Consider the following 17,293-nt stretch of genomic DNA (forward strand, 5'->3'; position numbering starts at 1 on the left):
TCGATCGAAGACCGGCCCCGCACACACGGTGCGCTTCTCCGCACCGTCCTCCGCCACACGGGCGGCAGGACGAAAGACGACGAGTATGGAGAAATCACTAGTGGAGAACGAGACCCACTACGCCGAAGCCGTTATCGACAACGGAACCTTCGGCACCCGCACCATCCGCTTCGAGACGGGCCGCCTGGCCAAGCAGGCCGCAGGCTCCGCCGTCGCGTACCTGGACGACGACACCATGGTGCTGTCGGCCACCACCGCTTCCAAGCGGCCCAAGGACAACCTCGACTTCTTCCCCCTCACGGTGGACGTCGAGGAGCGGCAGTACGCGGCCGGCAAGATCCCCGGCTCCTTCTTCCGCCGTGAGGGCCGGCCCTCCGAGGACGCGATCCTCACCTGCCGCCTGATCGACCGCCCGCTGCGCCCCTCCTTCAAGAAGGGCCTGCGCAACGAGATCCAGATCGTCGAGACGATCATGGCGCTCAACCCCGACCACCTGTACGACGTGGTCGCGATCAACGCCGCCTCCGCGTCCACGATCCTGGCGGGCCTGCCCTTCTCGGGCCCGATCGGCGCCACCCGCGTCGCCCTGATCAAGGGCCAGTGGGTCGCCTTCCCGACGCACACCGAGCTCGAGGACGCCGTCTTCGACATGGTCGTCGCCGGTCGCGTCCTGGAGGACGGCGACGTCGCGATCATGATGGTCGAGGCCGAGGCCACCGAGAAGACCATCCAGCTCGTCAAGGACGGCGCCGAGGCCCCGACCGAAGAGGTCGTCGCCGCCGGTCTCGAGGCCGCGAAGCCCTTCATCAAGGCGCTCTGCAAGGCCCAGTCCGACCTCGCCGCCAAGGCCGCCAAGCCCACCGGCGAGTTCCCGGTCTTCCTCGACTACCAGGACGACGTCCTGGAGGCGCTCTCCAAGGCCGTCAGCACCGAGCTCGCCAAGGCGCTCACCATCGCCGGCAAGCAGGAGCGCGAGGCGGAGCTCGACCGCATCAAGGAGATCGCGGGCGAGAAGCTCCTCCCGGCCTTCGAGGGCCGCGAGAAGGAGATCTCCGGTGCCTACCGCGCGCTGACCAAGAAGCTGGTCCGCGAGCGCGTCATCAAGGACAAGGTCCGCATCGACGGCCGCGGCGTCACGGACATCCGTACGCTCGCCGCCGAGGTCGAGGCCATCCCGCGCGTGCACGGCTCGGCGCTGTTCGAGCGTGGCGAGACCCAGATCCTGGGCGTCACCACCCTCAACATGCTCCGTATGGAGCAGCAGCTGGACACCCTCTCCCCGGTGACCCGCAAGCGCTACATGCACAACTACAACTTCCCGCCGTACTCCGTCGGTGAGACCGGCCGCGTGGGCTCGCCCAAGCGCCGCGAGATCGGCCACGGCGCGCTCGCCGAGCGTGCCATCGTGCCGGTGCTGCCGTCGCGCGAGGAGTTCCCCTACGCGATCCGCCAGGTCTCCGAGGCGCTGGGCTCCAACGGCTCGACGTCCATGGGCTCGGTCTGCGCCTCCACCATGTCGCTGCTGAACGCCGGTGTGCCCCTCAAGGCCGCCGTCGCCGGTATCGCCATGGGCCTGATCTCGCAGGAGATCGACGGCAAGACGCACTACGTCGCCCTCACCGACATCCTCGGTGCGGAGGACGCCTTCGGCGACATGGACTTCAAGGTCGCCGGTACGAAGCAGTTCGTGACCGCGCTCCAGCTCGACACCAAGCTCGACGGCATCCCCGCCTCGGTCCTGGCCGCCGCGCTGAAGCAGGCCCGTGACGCGCGTCTGCACATCCTGGACGTCATGAACGAGGCCATCGACGTCCCGGACGAGATGTCCCCGAACGCCCCGCGGATCATCACCGTCAAGATCCCGGTGGACAAGATCGGTGAGGTCATCGGCCCCAAGGGCAAGATGATCAACCAGATCCAGGAGGACACCGGCGCCGACATCACGATCGAGGACGACGGCACCATCTACATCGGTGCCCAGCAGGGCTCGCAGGCCGAGGCCGCCCGCGCCACGATCAACGCCATCGCCAACCCGACCATGCCGGAGGTCGGCGAGCGCTACCTGGGTACGGTCGTCAAGACCACCACCTTCGGTGCGTTCGTCTCCCTGATGCCCGGCAAGGACGGTCTGCTGCACATCTCGCAGATCCGCAAGCTCGCCGGTGGCAAGCGCGTGGAGAACGTCGAGGACGTGCTCGGCGTCGGCGCCAAGGTCCAGGTCGAGATCGCGGAGATCGACTCCCGCGGCAAGCTCTCCCTCATCCCCGTGGTCGAGGGCGAAGAGGACGAGAAGAAGGACGACACCGACAAGTGACGTCCCGTAGTTCCGTGACGACGGCCCGCCCCTCCTCGGAGGGGCGGGCCGTCGCCCGTACCCAAACGCTTCTCAAGGGCAGCAACGGCATCGGCACGGTCCGCCGCACCGTACTCCCGGGCGGTCTCCGGGTCGTCACCGAGACGCTGCCCTCCGTACGCTCCGCCACCTTCGGGATCTGGGCCAACGTCGGCTCGCGCGACGAGACGCCCACCCTGAACGGCGCGACGCACTACCTCGAACACCTCCTCTTCAAGGGCACGGCCAAGCGCAGTGCCCTCGACATCTCGTCCGCGATCGACGCGGTCGGCGGCGAGATGAACGCCTTCACGGCGAAGGAGTACACCTGCTACTACGCGCGGGTCCTGGACACGGATCTGCCGCTGGCCATCGATGTCGTCTGCGACATGCTGACCGGCTCCCTGATCGCCTCCGAGGACGTCGACGCCGAGCGCGGCGTGATCCTCGAGGAGATCGCGATGACGGAGGACGACCCGGGCGACTGCGTGCACGACCTGTTCGCGCACACGATGCTCGGTGACACCCCGCTGGGCCGCCCCGTGCTCGGCACCGTCGACACGATCAACGCCCTGAACCGCGGCCAGATCGCCCGCTTCTACAAGAAGCACTACGACCCCACGCACCTCGTCGTCGCCGCCGCCGGCAACGTCGACCACGCCACGGTCGTACGGCAGGTCCGCAAGGCGTTCGAACGTGCCGGGGCCCTGGGCCGCACCGACGCCGTCCCCACGGCGCCCCGCGAAGGCTCCCGCACGCTGCGCGCCACCGGCCGCGTCGAACTGCTGAACCGCAAGACCGAGCAGGCCCACGTCGTTCTCGGCATGCCCGGCCTGGCCAGGACCGACGAGCGCCGCTGGGCGCTCGGCGTCCTGAACACCGCGCTCGGCGGTGGCATGAGTTCCCGCCTCTTCCAGGAGGTGCGGGAGAAGCGCGGCCTGGCCTACAGCGTGTACTCGTACACCTCGGGCTTCGCCGACTGCGGGCTCTTCGGCGTGTACGCGGGCTGCCGCCCCAGCCAGGTGCACGACGTCCTCAAGATCTGCCGGGACGAGCTCGACCGCGCGGCGACGGACGGCCTCGGCGACGAGGAGATCAGCCGCGCCGTGGGACAGCTCGCCGGGTCCACCGTCCTCGGACTGGAGGACACGGGCGCGCTCATGAACCGCATCGGCAAGAGCGAGCTCTGCTGGGGCGAACAGATGTCCGTGGATGACATGCTGGCGAAGATCGCGGCGGTCACCCCCGACGAGGTCCGGGCCGTCGCGGCCGACGTCCTCGGACAGCGGCCCTCGCTCTCGGTCATCGGCCCGCTGAAGGACAAGCAGGCCGACCGCCTCCAGGAAGCGGTCTCCTAACCACCCCGTAAGGAAAAGAACACATGAGCAAGCTGCGCGTGGCCGTTCTCGGCGCCAAGGGACGCATCGGGTCCGAGGCGGTACGAGCCGTGGAGGCCGCCGACGACATGGAGCTGGTGGCCGCGCTGGGCCGCGGGGACTCGCTGGAGGCCCTCACGGAGAGGGGCGCCCAGGCGGTCGTCGAGCTGACCACACCCGCGTCGGTGATGGACAACCTCGACTTCTGCGTCCGGCACGGGATCCACGCGGTCGTCGGCACCACGGGCTGGACCGACGAACGGCTCGCGCAGCTGAACACCTGGCTCTCCGCCTCCCCGGAGACCGGTGTGCTCATCGCGCCGAACTTCTCCATCGGCGCGGTCCTCACGATGAAGTTCGCGGAGCAGGCCGCCCGCTACTTCGAATCCGTCGAGGTCATCGAGCTGCACCACCCCAACAAGGCGGACGCACCCTCCGGCACGGCCACCCGCACCGCCCAGCTCATCGCGGCGGCCCGGGAGAAGGCCGGAGCGGCGCCGCAGCCCGACGCCACCGCCACCGCGCTGGACGGAGCCCGCGGCGCGGACGTCGACGGGGTCCCGGTCCACTCGGTCCGGCTCCGCGGCCTCCTCGCCCACCAGGAGGTCCTGCTGGGCGGTGAGGGCGAGACCCTCACCCTGCGCCATGACTCGCTGCACCACAGCAGCTTCATGCCGGGCATCCTGCTCGGGACCCGCCGCGTGGTGACCACTCCCGGCCTCACCTTCGGCCTGGAACACTTCCTCGACCTGAACTGACTGGGCCCAACCCCATGCGCGCAAAGCTCACCTACGTCGTCACCGCCGCCGTACTGGTCTTCTACTTCGTCCTGGCCGGCAGCCGCGGCGTCCTGCTCATCAAGCACGGCACGCTGCTCACGGTCACCTTCGGCGTGGCCGTGCTGATCCTGCCGGTGATCGGCATCTGGTTCCTCTGGAAGAACACCCAGTTCGTACGCAGGGCCAACGCCCTGGCCGCCGAACTGGACGCGGAGGGCGGCCTCCCCGTGGACGAGCTGGTGCGCACCCCCTCCGGGCGTATCGACCGCGACTCCGCCGACGCCGTCTTCGCGCGGCGCCGGGAGGAGACCGAGGACAGCCCGGACGACTGGCGCTGCTGGTTCCGGCTGGCGGTGGCCTACCAGGACGCGAGGGACACCCCACGTGCCCGCAAGGCGATGCAGCGCGCCATCGCCCTGCACACGAACAAGCCGGTACGCGCCTGACGGGCGCCGTACCGGCTTGTGAGGTGTCCCGGCGGCCCCGTGGGGGGCCTTCGGGTCAGTGGGTGCGGTATTCGTCGCCCCAGGCCTCGAGAGAGTCCGTGGCACGCTCGAACGCCTCGGCGCGGGCCAGGAAGTCCGCGTTGTGGTCGGTGACCAGCGGCGCCAACGGCTCGCCGCCCTTGCGCACCACGATCAGGGCCTGTCCCTGGACGGTGCGCGGGAGACCGAGCCACTTGACCGGCTGCTGCACCGTGCGCACGGCTGCGGCGTCGGCCCACCGGACGGTGGTCGTGAGGAAGAAACCCACCCGGCGTACGCCGTGCCGGCTCACCCAGGCACCGACCCGGAGCAGCCGCAGCGCACTCGTGATCACCACGGCGGCGAGCACGAAACACACGCTGGCGCCGGAGAGCGATCCGGCGAACGTGATGATCATCGCGGCCAGCAGGACGAAGGACGCCAGCAGCAGCAGGGTGGCTGCCGCCGCGACCCGCCACGGGCCGGGGCGGTAGGGCCGCCGCCAGCTGTCGTGGTCGTCGAACGGCAGCGCGATGTCCTCCGCTTCCGCCTCGAATGCGCGGTCGGCCGTCAGGAAGGGCAGGGGCACGACTGATCCTCACTCACAAGCACGCTCGATTGCTGTGCCCGGTGAGGCTACCGAGCAGCCCCCCGGCCGACCACCCCAGGGGGCCCGTACGGGTCAGCGGTGCTGGGCGGCCTCGGACGTCTGGCTGTGCGACGGCGTCCGGTCGGTGTCGAGAGCGGGCAGGCCGAAGAGCAGCGAACCGGCGAAGCCGGCGATCAGCGTCAGCCCTACGAGGGAATGGGCGGCCAGCTGGGAACGCGTGGCGCGCCGGCGGGGAGGCGGAGTGACATTACTGCGGAACCGGTCGGCCTCGGCAACGAACGAGAACGGGACGGATTCACGCCGGCGGAACATGAGGAAGCTCTCCTTGAACTCTGTGACGGGTGCTGCTAATGAGTCAGACGTACGAGAGGCCTCATCGGTGCCCCGAATCGCCGAACCCGTCCAAAATTTCCCGCTGACGGAGGCCGCTCCCTAGGCCCGTAGAGTGGACGCCGCCCGAGCGACGCCATTGGAAGGACCCCCGCCGGTGACCGACACCCCCGAGCCCACGAAGGCCCACTTCCGCAGCGATGTCACCGTTGACCTGGTGAAATCAGCTGCCGGCGACTCCGACGTGCTGTTCGCAGCCCGCGTGTCGACGGCAGGGGAGCAGTCCCTGGAAGAGGTCGCCAAGGACCCCGAGCGCTCCAAGGGGCTCATCAATTACCTGATGCGGGACCGGCACGGCAGCCCGTTCGAGCACAACTCGATGACCTTCTTCATCAGCGCCCCGATCTTCGTGTTCCGTGAGTTCATGCGGCACCGCGTGGGCTGGTCGTACAACGAGGAATCGGGCCGTTACAGGGAGCTCGAGCCGGTCTTCTACGTCCCGGGCGAGTCCCGCAAGCTCATCCAGCAGGGCCGCCCCGGCAAGTACGAATTCGTTGAGGGAACCCCGGAGCAGCACGAGCTCACCAGCCGCGCCATGGAGGCGTCGTACCGCCAGGCGTACGACGCCTACCAGGAGATGCTCGCTGCCGGGGTCGCCCGCGAGGTCGCCCGGGCGGTGCTCCCCGTCGGCCTGTTCTCCACGATGTACGCCACCTGCAACGCCCGCTCGCTGATGCACTTCCTCGGCCTGCGTACGCAGCACGAGCTGGCGAAGGTGCCGTCCTTCCCGCAGCGCGAGATCGAAATGGTTGGCGAGCAGATGGAACAGCACTGGCAGAGCCTGATGCCGCTCACTCATGCCGCCTTCAACAAAAACGGACGGGTAGCCCCGTAGGCGGTGTCCGTATTGCGACGTTTCGTGAAGTTCATCTAGGCTGATCAAACGGACCCGGCACTGCCTGAACCCCCGAGCAGGCAGTGCCGGGCTCCTCTTCCTCGTCCCCCGAGGGAGCGCGGGGCTCCGAGCAACGAGTAGCGTGTTACCCATGGCTCCGATCTCCACTCCGCAGACCCCCTTCGGGAGGGTCCTCACCGCCATGGTCACGCCCTTCACGGCGGACGGCGCACTCGACCTCGACGGCGCCCAGCGGCTCGCCGCCCATCTGGTGGACGCAGGCAATGACGGCCTGGTCGTCAACGGCACCACGGGCGAGTCCCCGACCACCAGCGACGCGGAGAAAGACCAGCTCGTACGGGCTGTGCTGGAAGCTGTAGGAGACCGGGCCCACGTCGTCGCCGGCGTCGGCACCAACGACACCCGGCACAGCATCGAGCTGGCCCGCACCGCCGAGCGCAGCGGTGCCCACGGCCTCCTCGCGGTCACGCCGTACTACAACAAGCCGCCGCAGGAGGGTCTCCTCCGTCACTTCGGCGCCATCGCGGACTCCACCGAGCTCCCGGTCATGCTGTACGACATTCCGGGCCGCAGCGGTGTGCCGATCGACACAGAGACGCTCGTACGCCTCGCCGAGCACCCCAGGATCGTCGCCAACAAGGACGCCAAGGGAGATCTGGGCCGTTCCAGCTGGGCCATCGCCCAGTCCGGCCTCGCCTGGTACTCCGGCGACGACATGCTCAACCTCCCGCTCCTCTCGGTCGGCGCCGTCGGTTTCGTCTCCGTCGTCGGCCATGTCGTCACCCCGGAGCTGCGCGCGCTCATCGAGGCCCACCTCGGCGGTGACGTCCAGAAGGCCACGGAGATCCACCAGAAGCTGCTCCCGGTCTTCACCGGGATGTTCCGCACCCAGGGCGTGATCACCACCAAGGCCGCGCTCACCCTGCAGGGCCTGCCCGCCGGCCCGCTGCGCCTCCCTCTGGTGGAACTCTCCGCCCAGGAGACGGCCCAGCTCAAGATCGATCTGGCTGCCGGTGGGGTACAGCTCTAACCACGGACTTCACAACTGAATACGCGAGGACACTCGCGGCGGAAACACCACCTGACAACAGCAAGTGCACGAATGACATGCGCGCCACGTGCCCTCAGCGGTACGTGGCGCGCGTGGTAAGGAGAGTCTTTTGAGTCATCCGCATCCTGAACTCGGTACCCCGCCGAAGCTCCCGAAGGGCGGCCTGCGGGTCACCCCGCTGGGCGGCCTGGGCGAGATCGGCCGCAACATGACGGTCTTCGAGTACGGCGGCCGCCTGCTCATCGTCGACTGCGGTGTGCTCTTCCCGGAGGAGGAGCAGCCAGGCATCGACCTGATCCTTCCGGATTTCACCACCATCCGGGACCGCCTGGACGACATCGAGGGCATCGTGCTCACGCACGGCCACGAGGACCACATCGGTGCCGTCCCGTATCTGCTCCGGCTGAAGCCGGACATCCCGCTCATCGGTTCCAAGCTGACCCTCGCACTCATCGAGGCCAAGCTCCAGGAGCACCGGATCCGTCCCTACACCCTCGAGGTGACCGAGGGACAGCGTGAGCGCATCGGCGTCTTCGACTGCGAGTTCATCGCGGTCAACCACTCCATCCCGGACGCCCTCGCGGTCGCCATCCGCACCCCCGCGGGCATGGCTGTCGTGACCGGTGACTTCAAGATGGACCAGCTCCCGCTGGACGGCCGTCTCACCGACCTGCACGCCTTCGCCAGGCTGAGCGAGGAAGGCATCGACCTTCTTCTCTCCGACTCGACGAACGCGGAGGTCCCCGGTTTCGTTCCGCCGGAGCGGGACATCTCCAACGTCCTGCGTACGGTCTTCGCCAACGCGCAGAAGCGCATCATCGTGGCCAGCTTCGCCAGCCACGTCCACCGCATCCAGCAGATCCTGGACGCCGCCCACGAGTACGGCCGCAGGGTCGCCTTCGTCGGACGCTCCATGGTCCGCAACATGGGGATCGCCCGCGATCTGGGCTATCTGAAGGTGCCCGCCGGTCTGGTCGTCGACGTCAAGACCCTCGACGACCTGCCCGACGACGAGGTCGTGCTGGTCTGCACGGGCTCCCAGGGCGAGCCGATGGCGGCCCTCTCCCGTATGGCCAACCGTGACCACCAGATCCGGATCGTTCCGGGCGACACGGTGATCCTGGCGTCGTCGCTGATCCCGGGCAACGAGAACGCGGTCTACCGCGTGATCAACGGCCTGACCCGCTGGGGCGCGAACGTCGTCCACAAGGGCAACGCCAAGGTCCACGTCTCGGGCCACGCCTCGGCCGGCGAGCTGCTGTACTTCTACAACATCTGCAAGCCGAAGAACCTGATGCCGGTACACGGCGAATGGCGCCACCTCAGGGCCAACGCCGAGCTGGGTGCGCTGACCGGCGTGCCGAAGGACCACATCGTCATCGCCGAGGACGGCGTGGTCGTCGACCTCGTCGACGGCAAGGCGAAGATCGTCGGCAAGGTCCAGGCCGGCTATGTGTACGTCGACGGCCTTTCGGTCGGCGATGTCACGGAGACCTCTCTCAAGGACCGCCGGATCCTCGGCGACGAGGGGATCATCTCGGTCTTCATCGTGGTCGACAGCTCGTCCGGCAAGATCGTCGGCGGTCCTCATATCCAGGCCCGCGGCTCCGGCATCGACGACAGCGCGTTCACCGCGGTGGTGCCCAAGGTCGAGGAAGCCCTCAACAAGTCGGCGCAGGACGGCGTGATGGAGCCCCACCAGCTCCAGCAGCTGGTCCGGCGCACGGTGGGCAAGTGGGTGTCGGACACCTACCGTCGGCGTCCGATGATCCTTCCGGTCGTCGTCGAGGTCTGACCCGGACGGCCGCCGGCGGTCGCCGACTGACCGCCGGCAGGCCGCCAACCAGGAGCGGGGTGCCCCGATTTGCATCGGGGCACCCCGCTCCAGTACGTTTGCCACTCCGCCTGAAGGGGAAGCACCTCGCGCACATGTGCGCCGGGAGCCCTTCGAGGAGGCGGGAAATCCGACTCAGAATCTCTGATAAAGTCGGATGCGCCGAAAGGCAAAGGCCACTCCATAGGCCACCGGAATCAAATTCGGACCGGAAACGGAACGGAAAAGAGTCTGGTAAAGTTGGAACCGCCGGAAAGGGAAACGCGAAAGCGAAGAACTGGAAAGCGATTGAGCAGGAACCCGCTTCGACCGGGAATCGGACACGAAAGAGTCTGATAGAGTCGGAAACGCAAGAACGAAGGGAAGCGCCCGGAGGGCCCCGGTGAAACGGGACCGAAGGAAGCGTCCGTTCCTTGAGAACTCAACAGCGTGCCAAAAGTCAACGCCAAATATGTTGATACCCCGGCCCACTTCGGTGGGTTGGTGGTTCCTTTGAAGTCCTACCGGCCCATGTGGCAGGTAGGCAACATCAGCGAGGACGCAGTGGATTGCCAACCCTATTCCGGTTGGTTGTCCCGCTCTTTTGTGGTGCTCTCCCGATTACGGGAAAACATTCATGGAGAGTTTGATCCTGGCTCAGGACGAACGCTGGCGGCGTGCTTAACACATGCAAGTCGAACGATGAAGCCCTTCGGGGTGGATTAGTGGCGAACGGGTGAGTAACACGTGGGCAATCTGCCCTTCACTCTGGGACAAGCCCTGGAAACGGGGTCTAATACCGGATAACACTCTGTCCCTCATGGGGCGGGGTTAAAAGCTCCGGCGGTGAAGGATGAGCCCGCGGCCTATCAGCTTGTTGGTGGGGTAATGGCCTACCAAGGCGACGACGGGTAGCCGGCCTGAGAGGGCGACCGGCCACACTGGGACTGAGACACGGCCCAGACTCCTACGGGAGGCAGCAGTGGGGAATATTGCACAATGGGCGAAAGCCTGATGCAGCGACGCCGCGTGAGGGATGACGGCCTTCGGGTTGTAAACCTCTTTCAGCAGGGAAGAAGCGAAAGTGACGGTACCTGCAGAAGAAGCACCGGCTAACTACGTGCCAGCAGCCGCGGTAATACGTAGGGTGCGAGCGTTGTCCGGAATTATTGGGCGTAAAGAGCTCGTAGGCGGCTTGTCACGTCGGATGTGAAAGCTCGGGGCTTAACCCCGAGTCTGCATTCGATACGGGCTAGCTAGAGTGTGGTAGGGGAGATCGGAATTCCTGGTGTAGCGGTGAAATGCGCAGATATCAGGAGGAACACCGGTGGCGAAGGCGGATCTCTGGGCCATTACTGACGCTGAGGAGCGAAAGCGTGGGGAGCGAACAGGATTAGATACCCTGGTAGTCCACGCCGTAAACGTTGGGAACTAGGTGTTGGCGACATTCCACGTCGTCGGTGCCGCAGCTAACGCATTAAGTTCCCCGCCTGGGGAGTACGGCCGCAAGGCTAAAACTCAAAGGAATTGACGGGGGCCCGCACAAGCAGCGGAGCATGTGGCTTAATTCGACGCAACGCGAAGAACCTTACCAAGGCTTGACATATACCGGAAAGCATCAGAGATGGTGCCCCCCTTGTGGTCGGTATACAGGTGGTGCATGGCTGTCGTCAGCTCGTGTCGTGAGATGTTGGGTTAAGTCCCGCAACGAGCGCAACCCTTGTTCTGTGTTGCCAGCATGCCCTTCGGGGTGATGGGGACTCACAGGAGACTGCCGGGGTCAACTCGGAGGAAGGTGGGGACGACGTCAAGTCATCATGCCCCTTATGTCTTGGGCTGCACACGTGCTACAATGGCCGGTACAATGAGCTGCGATGCCGCGAGGCGGAGCGAATCTCAAAAAGCCGGTCTCAGTTCGGATTGGGGTCTGCAACTCGACCCCATGAAGTCGGAGTTGCTAGTAATCGCAGATCAGCATTGCTGCGGTGAATACGTTCCCGGGCCTTGTACACACCGCCCGTCACGTCACGAAAGTCGGTAACACCCGAAGCCGGTGGCCCAACCCCTTGTGGGAGGGAGCTGTCGAAGGTGGGACTGGCGATTGGGACGAAGTCGTAACAAGGTAGCCGTACCGGAAGGTGCGGCTGGATCACCTCCTTTCTAAGGAGCATCTAGGTTCTCTTCGGGGAATCCAGAGACCATTTCGTCGGCAAATGTTCGACGGTGGTTGCTCAAGGGTGGAACGTTGACTATTCGGCACGATGAGCACGGTTTCGTTAGTACTGCTTCGGCGTGGAAAACGGGAACGGGTTGATCGGGTCGGGCACGCTGTTGGGTATCTGAAGGTACGGGCTCGTTTGAGTCTGTCCCTTTGGTTGCCGGCCCCAGTGAACTCGCCTGTATGGGTGGGGTGATGGGTGGCTGGTCGTTGTTTGAGAACTGCACAGTGGACGCGAGCATCTGTGGCCAAGTTTTTAAGGGCGCACGGTGGATGCCTTGGCACCAGGAACCGATGAAGGACGTGGGAGGCCACGATAGTCCCCGGGGAGCTGTCAACCAAGCTTTGATCCGGGGGTTTCCGAATGGGGAAACCCGGCAGTCGTCATGGGCTGTCACCCGCTGCTGAACACATAGGCAGTGTGGAGGGAACGAGGGGAAGTGAAACATCTCAGTACCCTCAGGAAGAGAAAACAACCGTGATTCCGGGAGTAGTGGCGAGCGAAACTGGATGAGGCCAAACCGTATGCGTGTGATACCCGGCAGGGGTTGCGCATACGGGGTTGTGGGATCTCTTTTTCACAGTCTGCCGGCTGTGAGGCGAGTCAGAAACCGTTGATGTAGGCGAAGGACATGCGAAAGGTCCGGCGTAGAGGGTAAGACCCCCGTAGCTGAAACATCAACGGCTCGTTTAAGAGACACCCAAGTAGCACGGGGCCCGAGAAATCCCGTGTGAATCTGGCGGGACCACCCGCTAAGCCTAAATATTCCCTGGTGACCGATAGCGGATAGTACCGTGAGGGAATGGTGAAAAGTACCGCGGGAGCGGAGTGAAATAGTACCTGAAACCGTGTGCCTACAAGCCGTGGGAGCGTCGCTGTATGTGCTTGCACATGCAGTCGTGACTGCGTGCCTTTTGAAGAATGAGCCTGCGAGTTAGCGGTGTGTAGCGAGGTTAACCCGTGTGGGGAAGCCGTAGCGAAAGCGAGTCCGAATAGGGCGATTGAGTTGCACGCTCTAGACCCGAAGCGGAGTGATCTAGCCATGGGCAGGTTGAAGCGGAGGTAAGACTTCGTGGAGGACCGAACCCACCAGGGTTGAAAACCTGGGGGATGACCTGTGGTTAGGGGTGAAAGGCCAATCAAACTCCGTGATAGCTGGTTCTCCCCGAAATGCATTTAGGTGCAGCGTCGTGTGTTTCTTGCCGGAGGTAGAGCACTGGATAGGCGATGGGCCCTACCGGGTTACTGACCTTAGCCAAACTCCGAATGCCGGTAAGTGAGAGCACGGCAGTGAGACTGTGGGGGATAAGCTCCATGGTCGAGAGGGAAACAGCCCAGAGCATCGACTAAGGCCCCTAAGCGTACGCTAAGTGGGAAAGGATGTGGAGTCGCAGAGACAACCAGGAGGTTGGCTTAGAAGCAGCCACCCTTGAAAGAGTGCGTAATAGCTCACTGGTCAAGTGATTCCGCGCCGACAATGTAGCGGGGCTCAAGCGTACCGCCGAAGTCGTGTCATTCACACATATAGGGCCAACGCCTGTGTGGATGGGTAGGGGAGCGTCGTGTGCCGGGTGAAGCAGCCGCGGAAGCGAGTTGTGGACGGTTCACGAGTGAGAATGCAGGCATGAGTAGCGATACACACGTGAGAAACGTGTGCGCCGATTGACTAAGGGTTCCTGGGTCAAGCTGATCTGCCCAGGGTAAGTCGGGACCTAAGGCGAGGCCGACAGGCGTAGTCGATGGACAACCGGTTGATATTCCGGTACCCGCTTTGAAACGCCCAATACTGAATCAGGCGATGCTAAGTCCGTGAAGCCGGCCCGATCTCTTCGGAGTTGAGGGTAGTGGTGGAGCCGACGAACCAGACTTGTACTAGGTAAGCGATGGGGTGACGCAGGAAGGTAGTCCAACCCGGGCGATGGTTGTTCCCGGGGTAAGGGTGTAGGCCGTGTGGTAGGTAAATCCGTCACACATTAAGGCTGAGACCTGATGCCGAGCCGATTGTGGTGAAGTGGATGATCCTATGCTGTCGAGAAAAGCCTCTAGCGAGTTTCATGGCGGCCCGTACCCTAAACCGACTCAGGTAGTCAGGTAGAGAATACCGAGGCGTTCGGGTGAACTATGGTTAAGGAACTCGGCAAAATGCCCCCGTAACTTCGGGAGAAGGGGGGCCATCACTGGTGATCCGATTTACTCGGTGAGCTGGGGGTGGCCGCAGAGACCAGCGAGAAGCGACTGTTTACTAAAAACACAGGTCCGTGCGAAGCCGTAAGGCGATGTATACGGACTGACGCCTGCCCGGTGCTGGAACGTTAAGGGGACCGGTTAGTGCACTTTCGGGTGTGCGAAGCTGAGAACTTAAGCGCCAGTAAACGGCGGTGGTAACTATAACCATCCTAAGGTAGCGAAATTCCTTGTCGGGTAAGTTCCGACCTGCACGAATGGCGTAACGACTTCTCGACTGTCTCAACCATAGGCCCGGTGAAATTGCACTACGAGTAAAGATGCTCGTTTCGCGCAGCAGGACGGAAAGACCCCGGGACCTTTACTATAGTTTGATATTGGTGTTCGGTTCGGCTTGTGTAGGATAGGTGGGAGACTTTGAAGCGGCCACGCCAGTGGTTGTGGAGTCGTCGTTGAAATACCACTCTGGTCGTGCTGGATGTCTAACCTGGGTCCGTGATCCGGATCAGGGACAGTGTCTGATGGGTAGTTTAACTGGGGCGGTTGCCTCCTAAAGAGTAACGGAGGCGCCCAAAGGTTCCCTCAGCCTGGTTGGCAATCAGGTGTTGAGTGTAAGTGCACAAGGGAGCTTGACTGTGAGACCGACGGGTCGAGCAGGGACGAAAGTCGGGACTAGTGATCCGGCAGTGGCTTGTGGAAGCGCTGTCGCTCAACGGATAAAAGGTACCCCGGGGATAACAGGCTGATCTTCCCCAAGAGTCCATATCGACGGGATGGTTTGGCACCTCGATGTCGGCTCGTCGCATCCTGGGGCTGGAGTCGGTCCCAAGGGTTGGGCTGTTCGCCCATTAAAGCGGTACGCGAGCTGGGTTTAGAACGTCGTGAGACAGTTCGGTCCCTATCCGCTGTGCGCGTAGGAATATTGAGAAGGGCTGTCCCTAGTACGAGAGGACCGGGACGGACGAACCTCTGGTGTGCCAGTTGTCCTGCCAAGGGCATGGCTGGTTGGCTACGTTCGGAAAGGATAACCGCTGAAAGCATCTAAGCGGGAAGCCTGCTTCGAGATGAGTATTCCCACCACCTTGAGTGGTTAAGGCTCCCAGTAGACGACTGGGTTGATAGGCCAGATGTGGAAGCCCGGTAACGGGTGGAGCTGACTGGTACTAATAGGCCGAGGGCTTGTCCTCAGTTGCTCGCGTCCACTGTGTTAGTTCTGAAATAACGAACGGCCGTGTTTTTATCCGGTGTTGGTTAATTTCATAGTGTTTCGGTGGTCATTGCGTTAGGGAAACGCCCGGTTACATTCCGAACCCGGAAGCTAAGCCTTTCAGCGCCGATGGTACTGCAGGGGGGACCCTGTGGGAGAGTAGGACGCCGCCGAACAATTATTCCGGGAAAGCCCCGTGCCCTTGTGGCACGGGGCTTTTCTGCGTTCACGGCAAGGCCTCTCCAGTCCGACCGCAAGCCCTCGAGGGAGGGCAGGCCTGAGGCCAGTCGTGAGGGCCGGGAGGTTCTGCGGAGGCCGAGCCGGCGGCAACGCGGCCTTGGGGAAACGCGAGTGGAAACTTCGAACCGGTGGTTCTGAGCACCCCTGAGTTCGGGGTATGCTTTATTCCGTTGCCGCAAGGCAGCAGGCCCCAATAGCTCAGTCGGTAGAGCGTCTCCATGGTAAGGAGAAGGTCTGCGGTTCGATTCCGCATTGGGGCTCAACACAGAGAAAGGCCCCCGCCGCTGGCGGGGGCCTTTCTCATGTCCGGAGGTTCCCGGGCCTCAGTCGAGCCGGTGTACAGCCCTGAGGAACCGGGCGACCATACGAGCGGCCGACTCCGGCTGGTCACGAACCCTGCCTCAGCGCAGAGCGCGGCGGCCCGGCAGCGGTCGGAATCGGAGGTCAAGGAGCGCGAGGGCGCTGCTGCCCGCCTGCCAGCGGGCGGGGCCTCCGCTGTGACTTGCGGGGCGAAGACCCGCCGACCGAGCCGGAGGAGGTGCTCCGGCTGATTGTCTGGGTGGCCCCGCGGAACGTCACAGGCTTCTCCGTCTGAGGCTCGCAGACGCTGGGTTGCCCGCCACGCCAGCCGCAGCGGGCAACCGCGTACCTCCGGGGCAGGCTTGGCGCCGATCGGCAACGACTCATGCGCGATCACCGGATACGCTTCGACCCGAGGCATTACCGGACAGCCCGACTCATTCAGGGACTCTGGGCGGTGCCCACTGCGGTGACTATGCGGCGCGGTCGTTTCGCAGGGCCTGGGTGAGCCAGGGGTACACCGGGATCAGGTTCGGTACTGCCTGCCAGCCGTTGACGATCCACACCAGCCGCCAGTACCGGTCCACCCTGGGATCGTGCGCCTCCTCGAACTGCTGCGCCATCCAGTCCCGGAATTCCGTGTCAGGGGTGCGCGCGAACACCTCGGCGAAGCGGTGCACGAGGTCGTCGACGACGGGGGCGACCCTGTTGCTGAGCGGGTCGATGCCCGCCCTCCTGGCGTCGGCCACCTTCTGACGGGTGAACTCCATCAGCTCCTCACCTGCGTCGCGCTCGATGCCGAGGGGGCGTCCAGCGGCCTGGCGTACGGCCGTCCGGCGCATCCGGGCGCGGAAATCCTCGTCGCCGACCAGCTCGGCGAGTTCCACCCAGGCGGCGACCTGCTCGCCGGTCGGATCATCGGGGAGGTCGGGAGTGGCAGCGCGCACCATGGCCACTGCGGCCGGGGCGGCATCCACTGTGCCGAAGGTGCCATCCATGAAATCGTCGATCAGACGTCGGCGTTCCTCGCCGGACAACTGCGTGAGCCTGTGCATGAGCTGGGTCTCCTCGGGACTGGACCCGCGGCTTGCCACGACTCGCAGAACGCTCCGGCGCAGTTGCAGTGTCCGGATCTGGACGTCCATGGCGTCAGCGTGCGTCGCGGCGACTTCCGCCACCGAGAGCTCGCGGTCCAGTACCCGTTGAATCGTCGGCAGGTCCATCCCCAGCTCGCGCAGTGTGCGGAGGAGTTCCAGACGAAGCAGTGCGTCGGGGTCGTAGAGCCGATAACCGGCGGGACTACGGGTGGTCGGCGCTACCACCCCCGAATCGGAGTAGAACCGGATGGTCCTCACAGACAAGCCGGTCCGCCGGGAGAGCTCCCCGATCGAGTAGAGGGTCGTAACGTCCATGTCCCCCACTCTGCTGTCTCCAGTCACTGGAGACTCAAGGTCAATGGACAGGCGACACCA

General features: G+C 64.5%; 10 protein-coding genes, 1 tRNA gene and 3 rRNA genes. 11 read left to right on the plus strand and 3 right to left on the minus strand.

The features are described 5' to 3' along the window. Nucleotides 1-100: 100 nt before the first annotated feature. Genes OG379_RS28265 through OG379_RS28280 form a run of 4 tightly spaced genes read left to right on the plus strand, consistent with a single transcriptional unit; the run spans nucleotide 101 to nucleotide 4,933 of the window. Complete coding sequence (locus OG379_RS28265) at nucleotides 101-2,314, plus strand: polyribonucleotide nucleotidyltransferase (protein ID WP_328904477.1); 2,214 nt, start codon at nucleotides 101-103, stop codon at nucleotides 2,312-2,314. Continuing rightward, on the plus strand, nucleotides 2,311-3,690 hold the full coding sequence (locus tag OG379_RS28270) for a M16 family metallopeptidase (protein ID WP_393766466.1): 1,380 nt from the start codon (nucleotides 2,311-2,313) through the stop codon (nucleotides 3,688-3,690). Before OG379_RS28265 ends, OG379_RS28270 begins: the two co-directional genes overlap by 4 nt. A 23-nt stretch (nucleotides 3,691-3,713) precedes the next feature. Then, nucleotides 3,714-4,466, plus strand: coding sequence for a 4-hydroxy-tetrahydrodipicolinate reductase (gene dapB, locus OG379_RS28275; protein ID WP_405665792.1), 753 nt, complete (start codon nucleotides 3,714-3,716; stop codon nucleotides 4,464-4,466). Between the two features lie 14 nt (nucleotides 4,467-4,480). Beyond that, a complete protein-coding gene (locus tag OG379_RS28280; protein ID WP_393766464.1) occupies nucleotides 4,481-4,933 on the plus strand; it encodes a hypothetical protein in 453 nt (150 codons plus the stop codon). A gap of 55 nt (nucleotides 4,934-4,988) precedes the next feature. Here OG379_RS28280 and OG379_RS28285 read toward each other — a convergent pair whose 3' ends face one another. Both OG379_RS28285 and OG379_RS28290 read right to left on the minus strand, forming a co-directional pair. Continuing rightward, nucleotides 4,989-5,540, minus strand: a complete 552-nt coding sequence (locus OG379_RS28285) for a hypothetical protein (protein WP_405665794.1) — start codon at nucleotides 5,538-5,540, stop codon at nucleotides 4,989-4,991. A 93-nt stretch (nucleotides 5,541-5,633) separates the two neighbouring features. Beyond that, nucleotides 5,634-5,873 carry a hypothetical protein gene (locus tag OG379_RS28290; RefSeq protein ID WP_104789522.1) on the minus strand — a complete coding sequence of 80 codons (240 nt, stop codon included), beginning with the start codon at nucleotides 5,871-5,873 and terminating at the stop codon, nucleotides 5,634-5,636. Nucleotides 5,874-6,048: 175 nt separating this feature from the next. Between OG379_RS28290 and thyX the strand changes: the two genes are divergently transcribed. The 7 genes from thyX to OG379_RS28325 all read left to right on the plus strand — a co-directional run bounded on the left by thyX (nucleotide 6,049) and on the right by OG379_RS28325 (nucleotide 15,781). Then, nucleotides 6,049-6,786: an FAD-dependent thymidylate synthase gene (gene thyX / locus OG379_RS28295; protein ID WP_393766462.1), complete on the plus strand. Its 738-nt coding sequence runs from the start codon at nucleotides 6,049-6,051 to the stop codon at nucleotides 6,784-6,786. 151 nt (nucleotides 6,787-6,937) lie between these two features. Beyond that, entirely contained in the window at nucleotides 6,938-7,837 is a 900-nt protein-coding gene (gene dapA / locus OG379_RS28300) for a 4-hydroxy-tetrahydrodipicolinate synthase (protein ID WP_405665796.1), read from the plus strand. 130 nt (nucleotides 7,838-7,967) lie between these two features. Beyond that, the gene (locus OG379_RS28305) at nucleotides 7,968-9,653 is read left to right on the plus strand and encodes a ribonuclease J (protein ID WP_393766460.1); all 1,686 of its coding nucleotides are present in this window, start codon (nucleotides 7,968-7,970) and stop codon (nucleotides 9,651-9,653) included. Between the two features lie 652 nt (nucleotides 9,654-10,305). Next, nucleotides 10,306-11,831 (plus strand): 16S ribosomal RNA (locus OG379_RS28310). A 304-nt stretch (nucleotides 11,832-12,135) separates the two neighbouring features. Further along, nucleotides 12,136-15,261, plus strand: a 23S ribosomal RNA gene (locus OG379_RS28315). Nucleotides 15,262-15,340: 79 nt separating this feature from the next. Next, nucleotides 15,341-15,457 (plus strand): 5S ribosomal RNA (rrf, locus tag OG379_RS28320). Together the 16S, 23S and 5S rRNA genes with 1 tRNA gene alongside form the textbook arrangement of a ribosomal RNA operon. A gap of 251 nt (nucleotides 15,458-15,708) precedes the next feature. Next, nucleotides 15,709-15,781, plus strand: a tRNA-Thr gene (locus OG379_RS28325). A 513-nt stretch (nucleotides 15,782-16,294) separates the two neighbouring features. Here OG379_RS28325 and OG379_RS28330 read toward each other — a convergent pair. Further along, nucleotides 16,295-17,233 carry a MerR family transcriptional regulator gene (locus OG379_RS28330; protein WP_405665798.1) on the minus strand — a complete coding sequence of 313 codons (939 nt, stop codon included), beginning with the start codon at nucleotides 17,231-17,233 and terminating at the stop codon, nucleotides 16,295-16,297. Nucleotides 17,234-17,293: the final 60 nt, after the last annotated feature.

Source organism: Streptomyces sp. NBC_01166 (genome assembly GCF_045039765.1).
Classification (GTDB): domain Bacteria; phylum Actinomycetota; class Actinomycetes; order Streptomycetales; family Streptomycetaceae; genus Streptomyces.

Bases quoted from the DNA above. Each gene is read 5' to 3' on its own strand.
- dapB (WP_405665792.1), top strand. From the start codon at position 3,714: ATGAGCAAGCTGCGCGTGGCCGTTCTCGGCGCCAAGGGACGCATCGGG.
- OG379_RS28280 (WP_393766464.1), top strand. From the start codon at position 4,481: ATGCGCGCAAAGCTCACCTACGTCGTCACCGCCGCCGTACTGGTCTTC.
- OG379_RS28290 (WP_104789522.1), bottom strand. From the start codon at position 5,873: ATGTTCCGCCGGCGTGAATCCGTCCCGTTCTCGTTCGTTGCCGAGGCC.
- dapA (WP_405665796.1), top strand. From the start codon at position 6,938: ATGGCTCCGATCTCCACTCCGCAGACCCCCTTCGGGAGGGTCCTCACC.
- OG379_RS28330 (WP_405665798.1), bottom strand. From the start codon at position 17,233: ATGGACGTTACGACCCTCTACTCGATCGGGGAGCTCTCCCGGCGGACC.